At 38.3% G+C, this 22,284-nt stretch carries 17 protein-coding genes; 16 read left to right on the plus strand and 1 reads right to left on the minus strand.

Annotated elements, in window-relative coordinates:
* The first annotated feature begins 8 nt into the window (after nt 1–8).
* From EK386_RS09255 to pyrG, 11 genes are all read left to right on the plus strand, one after another.
* Entirely contained in the window at nt 9–764 is a 756-nt protein-coding gene (locus EK386_RS09255) for an amino acid ABC transporter ATP-binding protein (RefSeq protein WP_126658877.1), read from the plus strand.
* A gap of 183 nt (nt 765–947) precedes the next feature.
* The gene (locus EK386_RS09260) at nt 948–1,508 is read left to right on the plus strand and encodes a cob(I)yrinic acid a,c-diamide adenosyltransferase (RefSeq protein ID WP_126658878.1); all 561 of its coding nucleotides are present in this window, start codon (nt 948–950) and stop codon (nt 1,506–1,508) included.
* Between the two features lie 411 nt (nt 1,509–1,919).
* A complete protein-coding gene (locus EK386_RS09265) occupies nt 1,920–4,094 on the plus strand; it encodes a (Fe-S)-binding protein (protein WP_126658879.1) in 2,175 nt (724 codons plus the stop codon).
* A 481-nt stretch (nt 4,095–4,575) separates the two neighbouring features.
* Entirely contained in the window at nt 4,576–5,769 is a 1,194-nt protein-coding gene (locus EK386_RS09270) for an acetyl-CoA C-acetyltransferase (protein ID WP_126658880.1), read from the plus strand.
* A gap of 42 nt (nt 5,770–5,811) precedes the next feature.
* Nucleotides 5,812–6,666, plus strand: coding sequence for a 3-hydroxybutyryl-CoA dehydrogenase (locus EK386_RS09275; RefSeq protein ID WP_126658881.1), 855 nt, complete (start codon nt 5,812–5,814; stop codon nt 6,664–6,666).
* 12 nt (nt 6,667–6,678) lie between these two features.
* Nucleotides 6,679–7,809, plus strand: a complete 1,131-nt coding sequence (locus EK386_RS09280; RefSeq protein ID WP_126658882.1) for an acyl-CoA dehydrogenase — start codon at nt 6,679–6,681, stop codon at nt 7,807–7,809.
* Between the two features lie 89 nt (nt 7,810–7,898).
* Complete coding sequence (locus EK386_RS09285; RefSeq protein ID WP_126658883.1) at nt 7,899–9,038, plus strand: acyl-CoA dehydrogenase; 1,140 nt, start codon at nt 7,899–7,901, stop codon at nt 9,036–9,038.
* A gap of 3 nt (nt 9,039–9,041) precedes the next feature.
* Nucleotides 9,042–9,680, plus strand: a complete 639-nt coding sequence (locus tag EK386_RS09290; RefSeq protein WP_126658884.1) for a TetR/AcrR family transcriptional regulator — start codon at nt 9,042–9,044, stop codon at nt 9,678–9,680.
* A 163-nt stretch (nt 9,681–9,843) separates the two neighbouring features.
* Nucleotides 9,844–13,113: a fused isobutyryl-CoA mutase/GTPase IcmF gene (gene icmF / locus EK386_RS09295; RefSeq protein ID WP_126658885.1), complete on the plus strand. Its 3,270-nt coding sequence runs from the start codon at nt 9,844–9,846 to the stop codon at nt 13,111–13,113.
* Nucleotides 13,114–13,609: 496 nt separating this feature from the next.
* A complete protein-coding gene (gene rpoE, locus EK386_RS09300; RefSeq protein ID WP_179966016.1) occupies nt 13,610–14,185 on the plus strand; it encodes a DNA-directed RNA polymerase subunit delta in 576 nt (191 codons plus the stop codon).
* Nucleotides 14,186–14,547: 362 nt separating this feature from the next.
* Nucleotides 14,548–16,143: a CTP synthase gene (pyrG, locus tag EK386_RS09305; protein ID WP_126658887.1), complete on the plus strand. Its 1,596-nt coding sequence runs from the start codon at nt 14,548–14,550 to the stop codon at nt 16,141–16,143.
* Nucleotides 16,144–16,370: 227 nt separating this feature from the next.
* On the opposite strand, the gene EK386_RS09310 is transcribed toward pyrG, so the two are convergent.
* Nucleotides 16,371–16,904: a DUF2529 family protein gene (locus EK386_RS09310; RefSeq protein WP_126658888.1), complete on the minus strand. Its 534-nt coding sequence runs from the start codon at nt 16,902–16,904 to the stop codon at nt 16,371–16,373.
* Between the two features lie 165 nt (nt 16,905–17,069).
* On the opposite strand from EK386_RS09310, the gene EK386_RS09315 reads away from it, so the two are divergent.
* The 5 genes from EK386_RS09315 to glpX all read left to right on the plus strand — a co-directional run bounded on the left by EK386_RS09315 (nt 17,070) and on the right by glpX (nt 22,203).
* Nucleotides 17,070–17,429, plus strand: a complete 360-nt coding sequence (locus EK386_RS09315) for a response regulator (protein ID WP_126658889.1) — start codon at nt 17,070–17,072, stop codon at nt 17,427–17,429.
* 482 nt (nt 17,430–17,911) lie between these two features.
* Entirely contained in the window at nt 17,912–18,766 is an 855-nt protein-coding gene (locus tag EK386_RS09320) for a class II fructose-bisphosphate aldolase (protein WP_126658890.1), read from the plus strand.
* A gap of 215 nt (nt 18,767–18,981) precedes the next feature.
* A complete protein-coding gene (gene fsa, locus EK386_RS09325; RefSeq protein ID WP_126658891.1) occupies nt 18,982–19,632 on the plus strand; it encodes a fructose-6-phosphate aldolase in 651 nt (216 codons plus the stop codon).
* A gap of 220 nt (nt 19,633–19,852) precedes the next feature.
* Nucleotides 19,853–21,130 (plus strand): UDP-N-acetylglucosamine 1-carboxyvinyltransferase, encoded by a 1,278-nt coding sequence (gene murA, locus EK386_RS09330; protein WP_126658892.1) that lies wholly within the window; start codon nt 19,853–19,855, stop codon nt 21,128–21,130.
* Between the two features lie 110 nt (nt 21,131–21,240).
* Nucleotides 21,241–22,203 carry a class II fructose-bisphosphatase gene (gene glpX / locus EK386_RS09335; RefSeq protein WP_126658893.1) on the plus strand — a complete coding sequence of 321 codons (963 nt, stop codon included), beginning with the start codon at nt 21,241–21,243 and terminating at the stop codon, nt 22,201–22,203.
* The last annotated feature ends 81 nt before the right edge of the window (nt 22,204–22,284 follow it).

Raw genomic sequence — 22,284 nt, forward strand, 5'->3', positions numbered from 1 at the left:
GGAAATCTATGTTAGAAATTAAAAATATCCATAAATCGTTCGGCAAAAACGAAATATTAAAAGGTGTAGATTTAAGAATTGATAAAGGTGACGTGGTTGTCATTTTAGGTCCGAGTGGTTCAGGGAAAACAACACTATTACGATGTGTGAATTTCTTAGAGCGCGCGGATAAAGGAACGGCGAGCTTTGGTGATATAAATGTCGATTTAAAAGAAGCGTCTAAAAAGGATGTACTAGCGATTCGTAAAAAAACGGCCTTTGTCTTCCAAAACTACAATTTGTTTAATAATAAAACAGCGCTAGAAAACGTAGCGGAAGGTTTAATTATCGGAAGAAAAGTACCGAAACAAGAAGCTTACGAAATTTCGAAAAAAGCCCTTGATAAAGTAGGATTATCAGAGAAATACGATTTTTATCCGAGCCAGCTTTCTGGAGGTCAGCAACAACGTGTCGGGATTGCCCGCGCCGTTGCACTGAATCCGGATATTATTTTATTTGACGAACCAACCTCTGCACTGGATCCAGAGTTAGTAGGTGAGGTACTTCAAGTAATGAAAGACATTGCAAAAGAAGGTACAACAATGTTAGTCGTAACGCACGAGATGGGATTTGCCAAAGATGTAGCCAATAAAGTCATCTTCATGGATGGCGGGGTTATCGTAGAAGAAGGTACACCCCACGATATTTTCGATACACCAAAAGAAGAACGTACACGCAAATTTTTACGCCGTGTATTACCGGATAATTATGAATTTGATAATTAAGTTTGTTGGGCCAGTCCTTTTTGTGGGGCTGGTTTTTTTCATATGCGAGTAAAATGGTTAGAAGCGCGAGTATTTTCATAAATTCCGCGAGTATTTACACAAAAAGCACGAGTAAATGTAGGATTCTATACAATACGTTAAAATAAGATATAATAATAAAAAGTTTAAAGGGGATCTTAAAATATGAAACTTTACACAAAGACAGGGGATAAAGGGAAAACAAGTTTAATGGGCGGCCGTGTTAGCAAAGATGATTTACGTGTTGAAGCATACGGCACAATTGATGAATTGAATTCCTTTATTGGCAAGGCTGTAACAGAACTAGATCAACAAAAATTTAAAGATATTTTAGCTGACTTAGAAACAATTCAACATGAGCTGTTTGATTGTGGTGGCGACTTAGCAAATGTAATGAAAGAACGGAACTATAAATTGCAAGAAACTTCTATTGAGGCACTCGAAAAACGTATCGATGCTTTAACGGATGAAGTACCACCTTTAAAACGTTTTATTCTACCAGGTGGGACTCCAGCAGCTGCAACTCTCCATATTGCCCGCACAGTAACACGCCGAGCTGAACGTCGAGTCGTTACATTAATGAATGAAGTAGAAGATGTTCCGGCAATTGTGCAAAAGTATTTGAACCGTTTATCCGATTATTTCTTTGCTGTAGCTCGCGCAGTGAATTTTAGATTAAACGTAAATGATATTGAATACATTCGTAGTGGGGATGTATTTAAATAATTTAAAAAGAACAATCCTATCATGATGGTAGGGTTGTTTTAATTTCCCCATAAAATGGGCATTGGATTTGCAACAGAATATATAAATTAGGAGCTAGAAGAGGATGTATGAACATCAATGTTAAATATTTAAACAAAAGGAAAGCAAAATGAACAAAATGAGGGAGGTCAGTAACAAACAACGAACAAAAAGCAGAAAAAATAAGCGTAATGAACAAAAAGCGAAACAAATTGTTAGAAAAATTTGAACAATGCGTTGACTGAATGCTCATTCATAATTACAATGAACACATAGGATAATTTAGTAAAAGGTTATCGGTTTATTTTATCTATAAAACTTGTATCATATTTATAGTTTTACAGATACCGATCAACACAAAAAAGGGGAGTATATGTCAAAGGAGGAGCGTTAATGAGTCCGTTATTAATTGCAAACTGGGTGTTCTTCGTAGCGGTTGTACTGTATGCATTAGGATTGTTTATCTATTTATTGAAAACACGAACAGCATACGTCAAGCTAGGAAAAAAAGAAGAGTTCAATGAAAGTATAAAAGAACGACTCGAAAAAATTTGGGTCAACGTATTTGGACAATCTAAACTATTAAAAGATAAAAAAAGTGGATTTATTCATGTTTTATTTTTCTATGGATTCCTACTTGTTCAATTAGGGGCAATTGATTTTATCTGGAAAGGGTTGGCTCCAGAATCACATTTACCATTAGGTCCGCTATATGAAGTGTTTACTTTGTTTGAAGAAATTGTCGCGGTTGTCATTTTAGTTGCAGTGTTTGGCGCATTTTATCGCCGTTATATTGAAAAATTAGTTCGATTAAAACGCGGTTGGAAAAATGGACTCGTATTAATCTTTATCGGTGGATTAATGGTGACAACGTTAATCGGTAACGGAATGGGCATTATTTGGCATGGACATGGCTTTACTGGAAGCGAACCAATTGCATCCGGTATTGCTGCAATCTTTGGCTTTTTATCATCTGAAGTTGCCACAGCAGGATTTTACGTGATGTGGTGGGCGCATCTACTAATTTTGTTAACATTCTTAGTATATGTACCACAATCAAAACACTTCCATTTAATTTCAGGTCCAGTCAATGTGTACTTTAACCGTTTAGACCGTGCCGGAACGCTTCGCCCAATTAATTTTGAGGAAATGGAAGAGGCAGAAGATGAAGAAGAAATGCCTTCATTCGGTGTTGGCAAAGTAACTGATTTCACACAAAAACAATTAATTGATTTATATGCTTGTGTGGAATGTGGCCGTTGTACGAATATGTGTCCTGCAACGGGTACAGGGAAGATGCTTTCACCTATGGATTTAATCGTAAAGTTACGCGATCACTTAACAAATACAGGCGCAGTAGCTACAAAACAAAAGCCTTGGGTACCAGCATTTGCCTTTAACAATACAAAAGGCAACCAATTAGCAATGGCGGCTGGAGCAGAAGGTGCAGTGATTGAAGATATCTATAGTCCATCATTAATTGGAGATGTGATTACAGAAGAAGAAATTTGGGCTTGTACAACTTGCCGTAACTGTGAAGATCAATGTCCAGTAATGAATGAACATGTAGATAAAATTATTGACCTACGCCGTTACTTAACGATGACGGAAGGAAAAGTAAACTCTGACGCACAGCGCGCAATGAATAATATTGAACGTCAAGGAAATCCTTGGGGTCTTAACCGAAAAGAAAAAGAAAACTGGCGTGACCTTGATCCAGAAGTAAATATCCCAACAGTAAAAGAAGCGAAAAAATCTGGGGAAGGTTTTGAATACTTATTCTGGGTTGGTTCAATGGGTGCTTTCGATAGCCGTTCCCAAAAAATTGCATTATCTTTTGCTCGCTTAATGAACGAAGCTGGGATCAAATTTGCGATTCTAGGAAATAAAGAGAAAAACTCAGGAGACACACCACGTCGTCTAGGAAATGAATTTTTATTCCAAGAGCTTGCAACAGCGAATATTGAAGAATTCGAAAAAAATGAAGTAACGAAAATCGTCACAATCGATCCGCATGCATACAATATCTTTAAAAATGAATACAAAGATTTTGGTTGGGAAGGCGAAGTATATCACCATACAGAACTGTTATATGACTTAGTAAACGAAGGTCGACTAACGTTAAATCATCCAGTAGAGGAAACGATTGTATTCCACGATTCTTGTTACTTAGGTCGTTACAATGATGTCTACGATGCACCGCGAGAAATTTTAAAAGCCATTCCAGGTGTAAATTTAGTAGAGATGGAACGAAACCGCGAAACAGCGATGTGTTGTGGAGCAGGTGGTGGCTTAATGTGGATGGAAGAACATGTTGGAAACCGCATTAACGTAGCACGAACAGAACAAGCACTTGAAACAAATGCATCTGTCATTTCTTCTGGATGTCCATATTGCTTAACAATGCTTTCAGATGGAACAAAAGCAAAAGAAGTAGAAGAAAATGTCGGTACATTTGATATTGCAGAACTTTTAGAGCGATCTGTGTTTGGTGAAAAGCAAGTAGAAGAGGATGCAGCTTCAATAGAAGAAGGTATCCCAACAGAAATTGCCGTAACAGAAGAATAATGCAATAACGCAATGAATTTGTGGAAATTTAACGGATATTATTAGTTTTTAGAAAAATATAAATTGAAAGAAAAATGAATGTTTTGTACAATGGATATGAAAAGGAAAATGGGAGTTCTACACGACTCCCATTTTTCATAGGGTGAGGTTGAGCGAGCGTTCAGTCAAGTTACATACCTAAGCTTGCTTTGGTATGTAACTTTGCGACGAGTAATCGCAGGAGCACACTTTTGACGAGCAGGCTTGCCAGCGCAGGAGCAACATAACATGGCTCTGCCGGATCGAGAGCCATGTTATGTCTGCGTCGAGTAACCGCAGACGCACAATTACTTATGGCTCTGCCGGATCAAGAGCCATGTTATATCTGCGACGAGCAATCGCAGACGCACAAACCTGCGACCAGTAAGCTTGCATCGAACAACCAAAAATAATTAACAAAAGAAAACTCAGTATCTACAATCAAACAAAAGGGGATGGGGATTTGAGTAAGACAGTGATTTTAGATGGGGCAAGAACACCATTTGGTAAATTTGGGGGAAGTTTATCAGCATTATCCGCTAGTGATCTTGGGGGAAGAGCGATCGCAGCAGCGTTAGAAAAATCGAATGTAAAGCCAGAAGAAGTAAATGAAGTCATTATGGGGACAGTCTTACAAGCAGGGCAAGGGCAAATCCCATCTCGCCAAGCAGCAACAAAAGCGGGGATTCCTTACAACGTTAAAACGGAAACCATCAACAAAGTATGTGCTTCAGGCATGCGCAGTGTCACATTAGCCGATCAACTGATTCGTTTAGGAGAAGAAGACGTGATTGTGGCAGGTGGTATGGAATCGATGTCTAACGCACCGTACTATTTGCCAAAAGGACGATGGGGACTTCGAATGGGCGATGCGAGTTTAGTAGACGGAATGGTTTTTGACGGCCTTTCTTGTGCATTTGATCCAAACCATGTGCATATGGGGACTTACGGTAATTCCACTGCAAATCAATTTGACCTGTCACGAGAAGCACAAGATCAATGGGCGGCTCGAAGTCATCAGTTAGCAATAAAAGCAATCGAAGAAGGTAAGTTTGCAGAAGAAATTACTTCAATTGAAATAAAGGGGCGTAAAGGGGACGTCACAACAGTTTCTATTGATGAAGCACCTCGTAAAGATACATCTCTGGAAACGCTCTCAAAACTGCGACCAGCATTTGATAAAGACGGAACGATTACTGCAGGGAATGCACCAGGGATTAATGATGGGGCTTGTGCGCTTGTGTTAATGAGTGAACAAAAGGCGCAACAAGAAGGTCGTACACCACTTGCCGATATTATCGGTCATGCAGAAGTGGGAGTTGAGCCAAAAGATTTTCCACAAACTCCAGGTCTTGTGATCAACGAACTATTAAAGAAAACAGGAAAAACAGCTAGTGAGATTGACTTAATTGAAATTAACGAAGCTTTTGCAGCCGTAGCTCTTGTTAGTAATCAAATCGCTGGATTAGATCCAGAAAAGGTAAATGTCAACGGAGGAGCTGTTGCACTAGGTCATCCAATCGGCGCATCGGGAGCAAGAATCATTTTAACCCTTGCCTATGAATTAAAACGCCGTGGTGGTGGAATTGGGATTGCAGCAATTTGTTCTGGTGGTGGTCAAGGGGATGCCATCATGATCGAAGTTCCAAAGCAATAAGGGGATCGAAATGTTCACATGTTCAAAAAAGGGGATTAATATATGACAATTCAAAAAGTAATGATCGTTGGTGCAGGGCAAATGGGGTCAGGGGTTGCGCAAGTTTGTGCACAAGCTGGCTTTACTGTATTACTAAATGATATGAAGCAAGAGTTTTTTGATAGAGGATTAGGGGTAATTACAAAAAATCTTTCTCGTGATGTGGAAAAGGGGCGCAAAACAGAGGAAGAAAAACAAGCAATCTTAAATCGCATTTCAATGTCACTAGATTTAAAGGATGCCGTTGATGTGGATATCGTCATTGAAGCAGCTACTGAAAATATGGATATTAAACAATCAATTTTCAGAGAGCTAGATGCGATTGCACCAAAGCATGCCATCCTTGCAACGAATACGTCATCACTTCCAATTACGGAAATCGCAGCCGTAACAGAACGACCAGAGCAAGTAATTGGGATGCACTTTATGAATCCTGTACCTGTAATGAAGCTCGTTGAAATTATCCGCGGACTTGCAACAGCAGATGAAGTGTACCAATCAGTAGAGGAAATGACGCGTAAGCTTTCAAAAACGCCTGTTGAAGTAAACGATTTCCCAGGCTTTGTCTCAAATCGAATCTTACTTCCAATGATCAATGAAGCAATCTACGCGTTGTATGAAGGGGTTGCAACGAAAGAAGCAATTGATGATGTGATGAAACTAGGAATGAATCATCCAATGGGGCCATTAACACTCGCAGACTTTATTGGTCTTGATACGTGTTTATATATCATGGAAATCTTGCATGACGGATTAGGCGATAGTAAATACCGTCCATGTCCACTTCTTCGTAAATATGTGGCAGCTGGATGGTTAGGAAAGAAAACAGGTAGAGGCTTCTATGTATACGAAAATTAAGGAGGGGTTTCAATGAATCTCGTCTTCTCAGAAGAACAAACTATGATGCGTGAGATGGTTCGGCAATTTGCTGAAAGTGAAATCGCTCCTTTCGTTGAGAAAATGGAAGAAGGGGAATTTCCACGAGACATTCTAAAAAAAATGGGTGAGCTCGGGTTAATGGGAATTACGATACCTGAAAAATTTGGTGGGGCTGGCATGGACTTCACCTCTTATATACTCGCAATCAATGAAATTTCAAAAGTAAGTGCAGTCGTTGGGGTCATCTTATCTGTTCACACATCGGTAGGGACCAATCCAATCCTTTACTTTGGCACAGAGGAACAAAAGGAAAAGTACGTGCCAAAGCTTGCAAGGGGAGAGTATCTGGGTGCCTTTTGTTTAACAGAGCCTGAAGCGGGTTCAGACGCAGGCGCATTAAAATCAAAAGCGGTGAAAAAAGACGATCATTATGTGATTAATGGATCCAAAGTGTTTATTACAAATGGTGGAGAAGCAGATGTCTATATCGTATTTGCTTCCACTTCACCGGATAAAGGTTCTCGAGGTATTTCTGCGTTTATCGTAGAGAAAAATACGCCTGGACTAATTATCGGAAAAGATGAACATAAAATGGGGCTCCATGGCTCAAGAACAGTGCAACTAACCTTTGAAAATATGAAAGTACCTGCAAGCAATTTGTTAGGTGTGGAGAATGAAGGTTTTAAAATTGCGTTAGCCAACTTAAATGTGGGGCGTATTGGCATTGCAGCACAAGCTTTAGGAATTGCAGAAGCTGCATTAGAGCAAGCGACCAATTATGCAAAAGAACGCATCCAATTTGGCAAACCAATTGCAGTAAATCAAGGAATCGGCTTTAAGCTTGCAGATATGGCTACATCTGTAGAAGCTGCACGATTACTCATCTATCGTGCTGCAGATTTACAGTCACGAGGGGTATCAAATGGAAAAGAAGCATCTATGGCCAAATTATTCGCCACTCGAACGGCCGTTGAAGTAACTACAGAAGCAATCCAAGTCTTTGGAGGGTATGGCTTTACAAAAGACTATCCTGTAGAACGCTACTTCCGAGATGCAAAAGTAACAGAAATTTATGAAGGCACAAGTGAAATCCAAAAAATCGTAATAAGTAAATACATTTAAGGTGCCAGGTACTCATATAATTCGGAAAATTCATAATAGTTTTAGAGTTGTGTGAGTGCCAGGCACCCAAACAAACGGGGGTTATGGGGATGAATTTTCAATTATCAGAGGAACATGAACAATTGAGAGAGATGATTCGCGATTTTGCTTTAAATGAGGTAGCACCTACTGCAGCTGAACGCGATGAACATGAACGATTTGACCAAGATATTTGGAACAAAATGGCGGAACTTGGCTTAACGGGAATTCCATGGCCTGAAGAATATGGTGGGGCAGGATTCGATTATTTAGCTTATTGTATCGCAGTGGAAGAACTATCACGCGTTTGTGCATCTACCGGGGTAACGCTATCCGCACACACGTCTCTAGCAGGGTGGCCACTTTATAAGTTTGGCTCAGAAGAACAAAAACAAAAGTATTTACGTCCAATGGCAGAAGGAAAAAAAATTGGCGCGTATTGTTTAACTGAAGCTGGCTCAGGAAGTGATGCAGGTGGAATGAAAACGACGGCGAAATTAGAAGGCGACGAATACGTGATCAATGGTTCGAAAATCTTCATTACAAATGGTGGGGTTGCGGATACGTATATCGTGTTTGCTGTTACAGATCCTGACTCAAAGCACAAAGGAACAAGCGCATTTATCGTTGAATCAAGCTTCCCAGGCTTTGGCGTAGGGAAAAAAGAAAAGAAAATGGGCATTCGTTCATCACCAACAACGGAAATTATTTTCGATAACTGCCGTGTACCGAAAGAAAATTTATTAGGTAGCGAAGGAGAAGGGTTTAAAATTGCCATGCAAACATTGGATGGCGGGCGAAATGGTATCGCTGCTCAAGCAGTTGGAATTGCCCAAGGTGCTCTAGACGCGGCTACAGAATACGCGAAAGAACGTGTTCAATTTGGCAAACCAATCGCGGCTAATCAAGGCGTTTCATTCAAATTAGCGGATATGGCAACAGCAATTGAAGCTTCAAGACTATTAACATATCAAGCAGCGTGGCTCGAGTCGAATAATCTATCATACGGAAAAGCTTCTGCGATGGCGAAATTAATGGCGGGTGATACAGCAATGTCTGTCACAACAGATGCGGTTCAAATATTTGGCGGCTACGGTTATACAAAAGAATACCCAGTAGAGCGTTATATGCGTGATGCAAAAATCACTCAAATTTATGAAGGTACGCAAGAGATTCAGCGCCTGGTTATCTCGCGTATGTTAACGAAATAATTTATGCAGGCAAAAGATGAAAAATTTTTAGTTCAAACCAATGTCAAAGATGAAAGTCTAATCGAAATAAGGCGCAGTCAAATCGTTAGTGGAGCAGTCAAATTATTCAAAGAAAAAGGCTTTCATCGAGCGACAACAAGGGAAATTGCAAAAGCTGCAGGATTTAGTATTGGTACGTTGTATGAATACATTCGAACGAAAGAAGATGTGCTCTATCTCGTCTGTGATAACATCTTTGATCAAGTAATGAAGCAGCTTTCCACCATTTCAACAAGTGCTGGGACAATTGAAGGACTAAAAATTGCAATTAAACAATATTTTGCGTTGATTGATAGTATGGTAGACGAATTTACGATTATGTATCAAGAAACAAAATCACTACCAAAAGATAAGCAGCAATATATATTAGCGAAAGAATTAGAAATGGTTTCGCTTTTTGAAAAAATTATTCAAAATTGCGTGCAATCGGGGAAACTCACTATCTCTGAAAACGAAATCTATCTAGCTGCTAATCATATTGTCATTCAAGGTCAAGCTTGGGCATTCCGAAAATGGGCACTTCAAAAACGTTTTACTTTAAAAGATTACACCGTTGCTCAAACGAAATTGTGCTTATCCGGTATGTTGCATTATGAAGAGTAGGGAGGACACCGCTACATTTGCATACGTTTAAATGCGTTGCAAGTGGCGGTGTTTTTTGACCTTAATGATGCAATGGCGGATAAATCACAAAATTTGGCGGATAAACAAAGAAAAATGGCGGAAATAACAAAAGCTTCACGTTCATTGAAAGGGGTAAACATGTATGGTGAAAGTTGATGAAAAAGCAGAAAAAAACGGGGTATATAAACCAACACATCACGTGCGTTTTGTAACGGCATCTAGTTTATTTGATGGGCACGATGTATCAGTCAATATTATGCGCAGAATTTTACAAGCGAGCGGGGCGGAAGTAATTCACCTTGGACACAATCGTTCCGTAGAAGAAGTAGTCAATGCGGCCATCCAAGAAGATGCGCAAGCTGTTGCCATTTCTTCCTACCAAGGGGGGCATATGGAATACTTCAAATATATGCACGACCTGTTAAAAGAAAAAGGAGCACCACATATCAAAATTTACGGAGGCGGCGGAGGGGTTATTCTTCCACGCGAAATTGAAGAGCTTCACCAATATGGCATTGCGGGCATTTTCTCGCCTGAGGATGGTATGAAGCTCGGCTTGCAAGGGATGATTAACAAACAATTAGAAGGAGCCGATTTTTCCACATTATCGGGCAACTATTTAGAACGATTTGAACAATTGTCAACGGATACTCCGGAAATTTTAGCAAATCTAATTACAGCCGTTGAAATTGGTGGGGATGGCGAAACGGCAAACTTACTTGCTGAAGCCCGGAAAAGAACAAAAAACACTCCTGTATTAGGTATTACTGGCACAGGTGGCGCAGGGAAATCTTCCTTAACAGATGAATTAATTCGTCGCTTCTTACGAGAGTTCCCTGACAAAAAAGTAGCGATTATCTCAGTAGATCCAACGAAACAAAAAACAGGTGGTGCGTTACTGGGTGACCGTATTCGCATGAATGCCATCTTTGATAACCGAGTGTATATGCGAAGTCTTGCAACACGTGGTTCTAGAACGGAACTATCAGCTTCAATTGGCGAGGTTCTGGATATTGTTAAAGCAGCTGGTTACGATTTAATCATTGTTGAAACAAGTGGGATTGGTCAAGGAGATGCAGAAATTACGAAATATACGGATTTATCGATGTATGTGATGACAAGTGAATTCGGTGCACCGACGCAGCTTGAAAAGATCGATATGATTGACTATGCCGATTTAATCGCCATTAATAAATTTGAGCGAAAAGGTTCTGAGGATGCACTACGCCAAGTTCAAAAGCAATATCAACGTTCCCATGAATTATGGTCAGAAAACTTGGATACAATGCCAGTATATGGAACAATTGCAAGCCAATTCAATGATAAAGGAACCAATTCATTATTTGCAGCACTTGTAGCGAAAATTAATGAGAAATTCCAGTACAATTGGCAAACATCCTACGAGCAATTTGTCAAAACGCAAAAGCAAGATGTCATTATACCAAACGACCGTCGATATTATTTACGTGAAATTGTTGATACGGTACGAAATTATCATAAGCAAGCAAGTCAACAAGTAGAGCTAGCCCGCAAATTATACCAACTAGAAGGCGCTATTTCGCAAATTGTTGATACGAAATCAGAAAATGCATTAATTCAATCGCTACAATCTCTTGCAGATAGCGTGAAAGACGAATTATCCGCAGAATCGAAACGTATATTAAACAATTGGGAAAAAATTAAGGCCATGTATGCGGGCGATGAATATATCACAAAAGTGCGTGATAAAGAAATTCGTACGATCTTAAAAACGACTTCTTTATCAGGGACAAAAATTCCGAAAGTTGTATTACCTAAATTTAAAGATTACGGTGAAATCCTTCGATGGGTCTATGCAGAAAATGTACCAGGAGAGTTTCCATATACTGCGGGCGTTTTCCCATTCAAACGAGAAGGGGAAGATCCAAAGCGTCAATTTGCTGGAGAAGGCACACCGGAGCGGACAAATAGACGTTTCCACTACCTTTCAAAAGATGATGATGCAAAACGTTTATCGACTGCTTTTGATTCCGTAACACTTTACGGTGAAGATCCTGATTACCGTCCTGATATTTATGGGAAAGTTGGGGAGTCGGGTGTTAGTGTTTGTACGTTAGATGATATGAAAAAGTTGTATGCAGGATTTGATTTATGTGCACCATCTACTTCTGTTTCAATGACAATTAATGGGCCAGCTCCAATTATTTTAGCGATGTTTATGAATACAGCGATCGATCAGCAAGTGAAAAAGCTTGAAGAAGAGCTTGGCCGTACACTAACGGTAGAAGAGTTTACCCAAGTTCGAAAAGAAACTCTGCAAGTTGTGCGCGGTACCGTACAGGCAGATATTTTAAAAGAAGATCAAGGTCAAAATACATGCATTTTCTCTACAGAGTTTGCGCTTCGTTTAATGGGCGATATTCAGCAGTATTTTATTGACAATAAAGTGCGAAACTATTACTCCGTTTCCATTTCTGGCTACCATATTGCAGAAGCTGGGGCAAACCCGATTTCACAATTAGCCTTTACGTTATCAAATGGCTTTACGTATGTAGAGTATTATTTAAGTCGTGGCATGAAGATTGATGATTTTGCAGCGAACCTGTCCTTCTTCTTCTCCAATGGACTTGATCCGGAGTATACGGTTATTGGTCGTGTTGCGCGAAGAATTTGGGCTATTGTGATGCGTGATAAATATGGTGCAAATGAGCGTTCACAAAAATTAAAATATCACATTCAAACGTCAGGGCGTTCTCTTCATGCACAAGAGATTGACTTCAATGATATTCGTACAACACTTCAAGCATTAATGGCACTGCAAGATAACTGTAATTCTCTTCATACGAATGCCTATGATGAAGCAATTACGACACCAACGGAAGAATCGGTACGCCGCGCAATGGCGATCCAAATGATTATTACAAAAGAAAATGGCTTATCAAAAAATGAAAATCCATTGCAAGGCTCCTTCATCATCGAGGAGTTAACGGATTTAGTAGAGCAAGCGGTATTAGAGGAATTTGAACGAATCAATGACCGTGGTGGCGTACTAGGTGCTATGGAGACGCAATACCAACGTGGGAAAATCCAAGAAGAATCGATGTACTACGAGCACTTAAAACATACGGGTGAATTCCCGATTGTTGGGGTCAATACGTATTTAAACCCGAATCCTCCATCAGCCGATGAAATTAATAATATGGAAATTGCTCGGGCGTCAAAGGAAGAAAAGGAATTACAAATTCAAAATTTACGTGAATTCCAAAAACGAAACGAAACAGCTATTACGGAAAGCTTAAATAAATTAAAAGAGACAGCACTTTCCGGTGGCAATGTTTTTGCGGAACTAATGGAAACAGTGAAAGTAGCAAGCCTTGGCCAAATCACAAAAGCGTTATATGAAGTTGGAGGCCAATATAGAAGAAATATGTAATTGAGTACAGTGAGCGCTTGCAAATGGTGGATGAGCAAGCGCTACATTTTTTTCTTCCAATCTGAGCTAATTTTGATTATCATTTCTTAGTTAACATGATATTGTTATTTTAATACACCTACTACTAGTTAAGAGAGAGTAATTTCTATTATGTTTTCTATAATGGAGCTAGAATTTACTGTTTTTAATATAATATTTAACAATAACTTCAAGGTTTTGGATATAATATAGAATGCGAAAAGAAAGGATGGCAGGCAAATGAAACAATATACACATTACATAATTATACTCGCTTGTCTTTTAGCAACCTTTTTTTTGTATAATAAGCAGTTGGGTTCAGTACCTTTGCTTATATTATCAGCATTTCTATTTTATTTAGGAATAAAAGAGATCTATAATATAAAAAACAGTAAATGAAACTAGCATAGTGTATAGTACTTTGTATATAATGGATATTATGCTTAAGATATGTAATGAAAGAAAGGACGTGCACGAGTTGAATATTCGTGAAATGACAATAGAACAATTAGCAGAAGAATCGTTAATTGACTTAGCCTACGCAGTACTAGAAGAGAGAAAATCTCCAATCGCTTTCCACGACTTACTAAAAGAAATTCAAACTTTAAACGGTCTAACTGATGATGAAATTCAAGAAAGACTTGTACAGTTTTATACAGATATGAATATTGATGGACGTTTCCTATTAAATCATGAAAATGGTTGGGGTCTTCGTGAATGGTATAAAGTTGAAACAATTGAAGAAGAAACAGCGCCAACAGTTAAAGCACGTAAACGTAAAACAAAAGCGGTTCTTGATGGAGACGAAGAAGAGTTGCTTGTTGATGAGGACGATTTAGTCTTTGAAGAGGACTTTGAAGAATTCGTTGATGAAGAAGAAGAGCTAGACGACGAAGAAGATTTAGATTTTGTTGAAGAAGTAATTGATGATATTGACGAAGTAGATGTCGATGCAGATCTAGATGACGAAATTATTGAAGAAGATGATGGTTTTATCATTGATGAAGACGAAGATGAAGAGTTAGAAGAAGAAATAGAGGAAGATGAGAACTAATTTTGGTCTCTGGTTGTAGTCGAACCATTTTTACAGATAGTTAGGTACTTTTTTATTTAAGGTCTTGACTTCTTTTATATTTCAATATACTCTTTTACTTGGGCTCCATTTGGAATGGAGATTGACCGTGATAAATTCACGCTCCCTCTGCAAAATTTGCAGGCGGAGCGTTTTTTTATTTTTTCATTTAACAGGTAAAGTCTTTACCTAAAACGTATAGCTTTGAATAACTCGTGGAATGTTGCTAATAGAAGATAGAGTTTTCAAGCTTTTCTTAATTCCCATGAAGGTTCGTCCCGATCAACGAGACAATAACCAAGTAATTAAATCATTCGTAACAGTAGTAATAGGAGGAAATCATAATGACAAAGTATATATTTGTAACAGGTGGCGTAGTTTCATCACTTGGAAAAGGGATTGTTGCATCATCTTTAGGTCGACTTTTAAAAAATCGCGGACTTCAAGTGACAATTCAAAAATTCGATCCGTATTTAAATATCGATCCAGGTACAATGAGTCCATATCAACATGGTGAAGTTTTCGTAACAGATGACGGTGCAGAAGCTGACTTAGACTTAGGTCACTACGAACGCTTTATCGACATCAATTTAGGTAAGCATTCTACTGTTACTTCTGGACGTGTATATCAATCCGTTTTAGCGAAAGAACGTCGTGGCGATTATAACGGAAAAACAGTTCAAGTAATTCCTCATGTGACAAATGAAATTAAAGACCGCATTCAACGTGCTGGCCGTGAAACAAATGCAGATATCGTAATTACAGAAGTAGGCGGTACGGTTGGGGATATCGAATCCCTACCATTCCTTGAAGCAATTCGCCAAATGAGATCAGATTTAGGACATAAAAATGTGATGTACATCCACTGTACGTTAATTCCATACATTGCAGCAGCTGGGGAGTTAAAAACAAAACCAACGCAACATTCTGTAAAAGAATTACGCTCTTTAGGGATTCAACCAAATATTTTAGTTGTCCGTACAGAACAACCAGTTTCTCAAGACATGAGAGAAAAATTAGCGTTATTCTGTGACGTAACAGCGCGTGACATCATTGAATCGCGTGATGCAGAACATTTATATGAAATTCCTTTAAATCTACATGCACAAGATTTTGACGATATCGTGTTAGAGCATTTTGGAATTGAAGCACCAGAAGCGGATATGTCTGATTGGAAAGAACTTGTTCATAAAGTGAAAAACCTTTCAAATAAAACACGTATTGCCCTTGTAGGAAAATACGTAGAACTGCAAGATGCTTATATCTCAGTAGTAGAAGCTTTAAAACACGCCGGATATGTATATGATTCAGAAATCGAAGTAGACTGGGTTAATGCAGAACATGTCAACGCAGACAATGTAAATGAGCTATTGCAAAATGCGGATGGTATTTTAGTACCGGGTGGCTTTGGTGATCGCGGTATTGAAGGAAAAATCGCAGCAATTCAATATGCACGTGAAAATGATGTTCCATTCCTAGGAATTTGTTTAGGTATGCAATTGGCAACAATCGAATTTGCTCGTAACGTTCTTGGATTACAAGGAGCACATTCTACAGAACTAGATAAAGAAACACCATATCCAATTATCGACTTCTTACCGGATCAAAGTGATGAGATTGATTTAGGTGGAACATTACGTTTAGGTTTATACCCATGTAAATTAAAAGAAGGTTCTCGTGCAATGGCTGCTTATGACGATGAATTAGTATACGAACGTCACCGTCACCGTTATGAGTTTAACAACGAATTCCGTGAAGCAATGGAAGCAGAGGGTCTAGTATTTTCAGGAACAAGCCCAGACAACCGTTTAGTAGAAATTATCGAATTACCAGAGAAAAAATTCTACGTGGCTTGTCAATTCCACCCAGAATTAATTTCTCGTCCACAACGTCCACAACCACTATTCCGTGAGTTTGTTGGGGCTGCATTTAATAAATAATTCCTAAATAAGCTACTTAAGAACTATCTCTTGTTAAAGAGGTAGTTCTTTTTTTGCTTAATTCAAAAAATAGATTATACTTATAAAGTATAAAAATTTAATTTAATTAAACATTTAATATTTAACCATTTCTTAACATTTAGGGTGTATGATTAAAAAATTGTAACTTAAAAAACCTCTTTTCATAAAAAAAGAGGTTCAAGGAATAAGAGGATTAAGAAAAACTACTAAAAATCTTCGTCTTCAGAAAGCATTTCGTCATAATTTAACTTAATAGCCTCATATATAAATAATGCGGACATTAAGTAGGGAATGATAACTCGTTCTCCTAGTTTTGTTGGATGCGGTAATAGACCTCCTCGAATTTTCATCGAAACATAAGTATAGGCTAGCGCACTTAATTCATTTGTATCATTTTGTAGTTCACTGGAAACCACTGCAAACGGAATAAAATCTTCATATAATTTTTTTGCGAGAGTTAAAGCTGTTGGATCTGAGCAACTTGTCGTAAATATACAAACACGATCCACATCACTCACGATGGTTTCAGGTGTCCATTGTGCAAGATTTGTAAACTTTTCGCTTCCGTATAAAGCTTTCATTTCAATTGCTTGTAATTCATCGAAACAAGCAAAGTAAACCTTCCCTTGACCTACACTGGCTTGGGCAAGGAGACGAGCAGTTTCTTCAATTGCTTCTTCTTCGCTTTGTATAATTCGTTGGAATAATCCACTCATTTGAGTAGAAAGTATTTTTGACATTAGTTCCACCTCTTCAAAAAGTATTATAAAAGCTTAAGTGTGAAAATGTAAAATGCATAGCTATGTTGGAAAGACCAAAACAATATTATATTAATGTTTAGTGATTTAAATTAAGGGAATATATACGGTAGAGTAGATAACTATTTTTTTGAGGGGACAAAGACTGTGAGAAATATATTAATAGTAGACGATCAAAGAGGCATCCGCCTTTTATTAGAAGAAGTGTTATTAAAAGAAGGGTACCATGTTGATCAAGCATCGAATGGTATCGAAGCTTTAAAAATCCTAGAAGTACAGGAAATTGACTGTGTTTTATTAGATTTGAAAATTCCTGGAATGAATGGTTTGGAGATTTTAAAAAAAATTCGTGAAATGAATTTAACGATTCCTGTATTTATGATGACAGCTTTAGACGGACAAGAAGTTAAAGAGCAGGCTAAAGATTTAGAAATCGAAAATTGTTTTACAAAACCATTTAATATTTTTGACATCATCCATGAAGTTAATAGAGTGTTAAAAAAATAGTATAGTACGATCTACGTGAAAACATAAAGTCTAACAAAGTTCCCCGATTAATATAGCTGGTATATGTAGAGAAAAATAGTACTAGTTTTCATAGACGATTTATAGATTTGTTTCATACTAAGAATTTTTTTGCGCCTGACGCAAGCTTTCGGCGTAGAAAACAATCCCGTCTCCCTTGAGAGACTAAGAAAATGAATAATTTTTAGAATTCGTTTGATACTATGAAGGTTTTTGCGCCTGACGCAAGCTTTCGGCGCAGAAAAGGGTTGCATCTCGTACTACTTGAGAGATGAGAAAAGTGAAAGATTTCTGAAATTAATTTAGTACTAATACGGTTTTTGCTCCTTCGCAAAGCTCCGTCGCAGAAAACGATGTAGTCTCACTTGAGAGACTACATCGTTTTTGTTATAGTTAATCTGGAATATTTAATGGAATGTTTTAGCATAATAATTAAAAATTGCGTTCGTAGGAGGATTTTCGAGATGCCATTAGTATCTATGAAAGAAATGTTAATAAAAGCGAAAAAAGAAGGATATGCGGTAGGTCAATTTAATATAAATAACTTGGAATTTACACAAGCGATTTTACTTGCTGCTGAGGAAGAGAAATCGCCAGTTATTCTTGGGGTTTCTGAAGGTGCAGGGAAATATATGGGTGGATTTATTTCGGTTGTCCACATGGTAAAAGGCTTAATGGAAAGTTATAAAATTACGGTTCCTGTGGCGATTCATTTAGATCACGGTTCAAGCTTTGACAAATGTAAAGAAGCGGTAGATGCTGGTTTTACTTCGGTTATGATTGATGCTTCTCACCATTCATTTGAAGAAAACGTTAAAATTACATCTGAAGTTGTGGAATATGCCCATGCAAAAGGTGTTTCGGTTGAAGCCGAGTTGGGTACTGTTGGTGGAGAAGAAGATGGCGTTATTGGCGGCATTATGTATGCAGATCCACAAGAATGTAAAGCGTTAGTTGAACAAACTGCGATTGATTGCTTAGCGCCAGCTCTTGGTTCTGTTCACGGACCATACAAAGGCGAACCAAACTTAGGATTTGCTGAAATGGAAGAAATCTCGAAATTAACAGATCTTCCACTTGTATTACATGGCGGAACAGGTATCCCAACAAAAGATATTCAACGTTCAATTTCTTTAGGTACTGCAAAAATTAACGTAAATACTGAAAATCAAATTGCTGCAACAAAAGTCATTCGTGAAATTTTAGATAACGACAAAAAAGTTTACGATCCACGTAAATATTTAGCACCGGCTCGTGATGCGATTAAAACAACAGTTATTGGCAAAATGCGCGAATTTGGCAGCTCACAAAAAGCTTAAAAAGAATTAAAGGCAAGCAGATTGTTTTTATTTACTCAGGAATTTGTTTACTATATTGTAAAACTTAAAGTCCTTCATGTGGGTGATCGTTTCACTAGGAGTGACCACAACTGCTTTTCTTGATTCAATAACGTTTTACAGGAGAAGTGTCGTGTTTTATTCGACCTTCTCTTCATTTTTGATATGCGATTATAAGAAATAGGGGAGGAATTATAATGAAATTTTTTATCGATACAGCAAACTTTGAGGAAATTAAAGAAGCCCATTCTTGGGGGATTTTATCTGGTGTAACAACAAATCCATCGTTAGTGGCAAAAGAGGAAAATGTATCGTTCCATGATCGTCTTCGTGAAATTGCGGAGCTTGTAAATGGTTCTGTTAGTGGGGAAGTAATTTCTTTAGACGCAGAAGGAATGATTAAAGAAGGTTTAGAACTTGCGGCCATTGCGCCAAATATCACAGTAAAATTACCAATGACACCTGAAGGGTTAAAAGCTTGTAAATTCTTCTCTGAAAAAGGCATTAAAACAAACGTAACACTTATTTTCAGTGCGAATCAAGCATTAATGGCGGCTCGTGCTGGCGCTACTTATGTGTCTCCGTTCGTGGGTCGTCTTGATGATATCGGTCAAACAGGTTCTGATCTAATTGCAACAATTGCAGATATTTTTGCCATTCATGATATCCCAACAGAAATTATTGCAGCATCGATCCGTCATCCACAACACATTCAAGAAGTAGCATTAGCGGGTGCAGATATTGCGACTACACCATTTAAAGTTTTAAAACAATTATTCCACCACCCATTAACTGACAAAGGGATTGAAGGATTTTTAGCAGACTGGGAAAAACGTAAATCGCTATAATTTGATCAAGTAACTCTTGCAGTCAACATATAAGAATTATTCAATAATATATAAATAAAGGAAAAAATTTGTAAATCTGAAGCTTTAAATTGTGAAAATGGTAAATAATAAAAGTAATATTATTATTTGGCTACCTTTTTTTAGAAAGTGAACGGATTTGGCTGGATTACGTAAAGGACAATAATAAGTGAAACTTTCCAATCATAAGGGAGAACGTGTAATGGATGTTTATAAAATCATTGGCGGTAATCGCCTTAAAGGAACAGTGAAAGTCAGTGGAGCAAAAAATAGTGCAGTCGCTTTAATTCCCGCTTCAATCCTTGCCAATTCTTCTGTCACAATTGGTGGAATTCCCGAAATATCGGATGCTTGGACGTTAAAAGCACTGATGGAGGAAATTGGTGGAGAAGTGACGTTTAAAGATGGTCAAATGGTGATTGATCCATCAAATATGCAAGCTATTCCATTACCAAATGGAAATGTCAAAAAATTGCGTGCTTCCTATTATTTAATGGGGGCAATGTTAGGTCGTTTTAAAAAGGCGGTAATTGGATTACCAGGAGGGTGCTTTTTAGGGCCTCGTCCAATCGATCAACATATTAAAGGTTTTGAAGCACTCGGAGCGAAAGTGACAAACGAACACGGGGCAATTTATTTACGTGCAGATGAATTAATCGGTGCGAAAATATACTTGGACGTGGCCAGTGTTGGTGCAACCATTAACATCATGTTGGCAGCAGTACGTGCAAAAGGGCGTACCGTTATTGAAAATGCTGCAAAAGAACCGGAAATTATCGATGTGGCCACACTTTTAACAAATATGGGTGCAAACATTAAAGGTGCGGGTACAAGTGTTATTCGGATTGATGGGGTAGATGAATTACACGGGACGAAACATACAATTATCCCAGACCGAATTGAAGCAGCTACCTTCATGATTATGGCTGCGGCGATTGGCGATGGTGTGACGATTGATAATATTATTCCACTTCATCTAGAAGCTATTACAGCAAAATTACGGGAAATGGGTGTGAAAATCGAAGAAAGAGAAGAAAGTATCTTTATTCCAAGAAGTGACGTACTTTCTTCTGTTGATGTGAAAACCCTTGTTTATCCAGGGTTCCCTACAGACGTTCAACAACCACTTTCCGTACTAATGACGCAAGCTGTTGGTGCCTCAAAAGTGACAGATACAATTTATTCGGCACGTTTCAAACATATCGATGAATTACGTCGGATGAATGCCAACGCAAGAGTAGAGGGAAATACAGCTATTATTCAAGGACCAACCAAACTGCATGGTTCAAAAGTGACGGCAACAGATCTTCGTGCAGGAGCAGCGCTTGTATTAGCTGGCTTACTTGCTGAAGGTGAGACTGAAATCCAAGAAATTTATCATATTGAACGTGGGTACAGTTCATTAATTCAAAAACTTTGTGCAATCGGAGCAAATATTCGTCGTGAAACCATTGCTGTTAGTTCAAAAAGAGCTGAGTAACAGTAAAAATAATTTCAAAAAATACCCAAAATGCAAATATAACAAAATATGTTACAATAGAGGGAACAACATAGTTTCGGGATAACCGAACACTAGGAGGCAAATGAAGAATGGAACGTAGCTTAACGATGGAAGTAGTACGCGTAACAGAGGCAGCAGCAATCGCTTCTGCAAAATGGATGGGACGCGGGTTAAAAGAGGAAGCAGATGAAGCAGCAACATCATCAATGCGTGCATTATTTGATACAATTCCAATGCATGGCACAGTTGTGATCGGTGAAGGTGAAATGGATGAGGCGCCAATGCTTTATATTGGTGAAGAACTTGGCCTTCGAAATGGTGGACCACAAGTGGATATCGCTGTAGACCCTCTTGAAGGAACAAACATCGTTGCAAAAGGTACAAATGGAGCAATGACAGTACTTGCAATTGCAGACCGTGGCAACCTATTAAATGCACCAGATATGTATATGGATAAATTAGCAGTTGGTCCAGAGGCAGCTGGTAAAGTTGATATTAATGCATCGGTTACGGATAATTTAAAAGCTGTTGCAAAGGCTAAAAATAAAGAAATTTCTGATGTAGTAGCCATATTACTTGATCGCCCTCGTCATCAACACATTGTAGATGAAATTCGTGCAGCAGGAGCGCGTATTAAATTTATTCAAGATGGTGACGTGAACGCGGCAATTAGTACAGCATTTGATGAAACAGGTATTGACATCATGTTTGGTACTGGTGGTGCACCAGAAGGAGTTATTTCTGCTGTAGCGTTAAAATGTTTAGGTGGAGATTTCCAAGCAAAACTAGTACCAGAAGATGATGCGCAAACTGAACGATGCAAAAAAATGGGAATCGACGTAGATAAAGTGTTATACTTAGAAGACCTTGTTAAAGGCGATGACGCGATTTTTGCTGCAACGGCTGTAACAGATAGTGAATTACTACGTGGGGTGCAATATAAAGGTGCCTACTGTTTAACTCATTCTGTTGTCATGCGTGCAAAAACAGGAACAGTACGTTTCATTGAAGGTCGTCACAGTATCGATAAAAAACCAAGATACGAAAAATAAAAACTTCAAATTAAAAATGCCTGATTAAAAAAAGTAAATTTGGATATCTTAAATGAAAAGTTCCTCATTCACACTACATAA

The sequence above is a fragment of the Lysinibacillus antri genome (assembly GCF_003977595.1).
Taxonomy (GTDB): Bacteria; Bacillota; Bacilli; order Bacillales_A; family Planococcaceae; genus Ureibacillus; species Ureibacillus antri.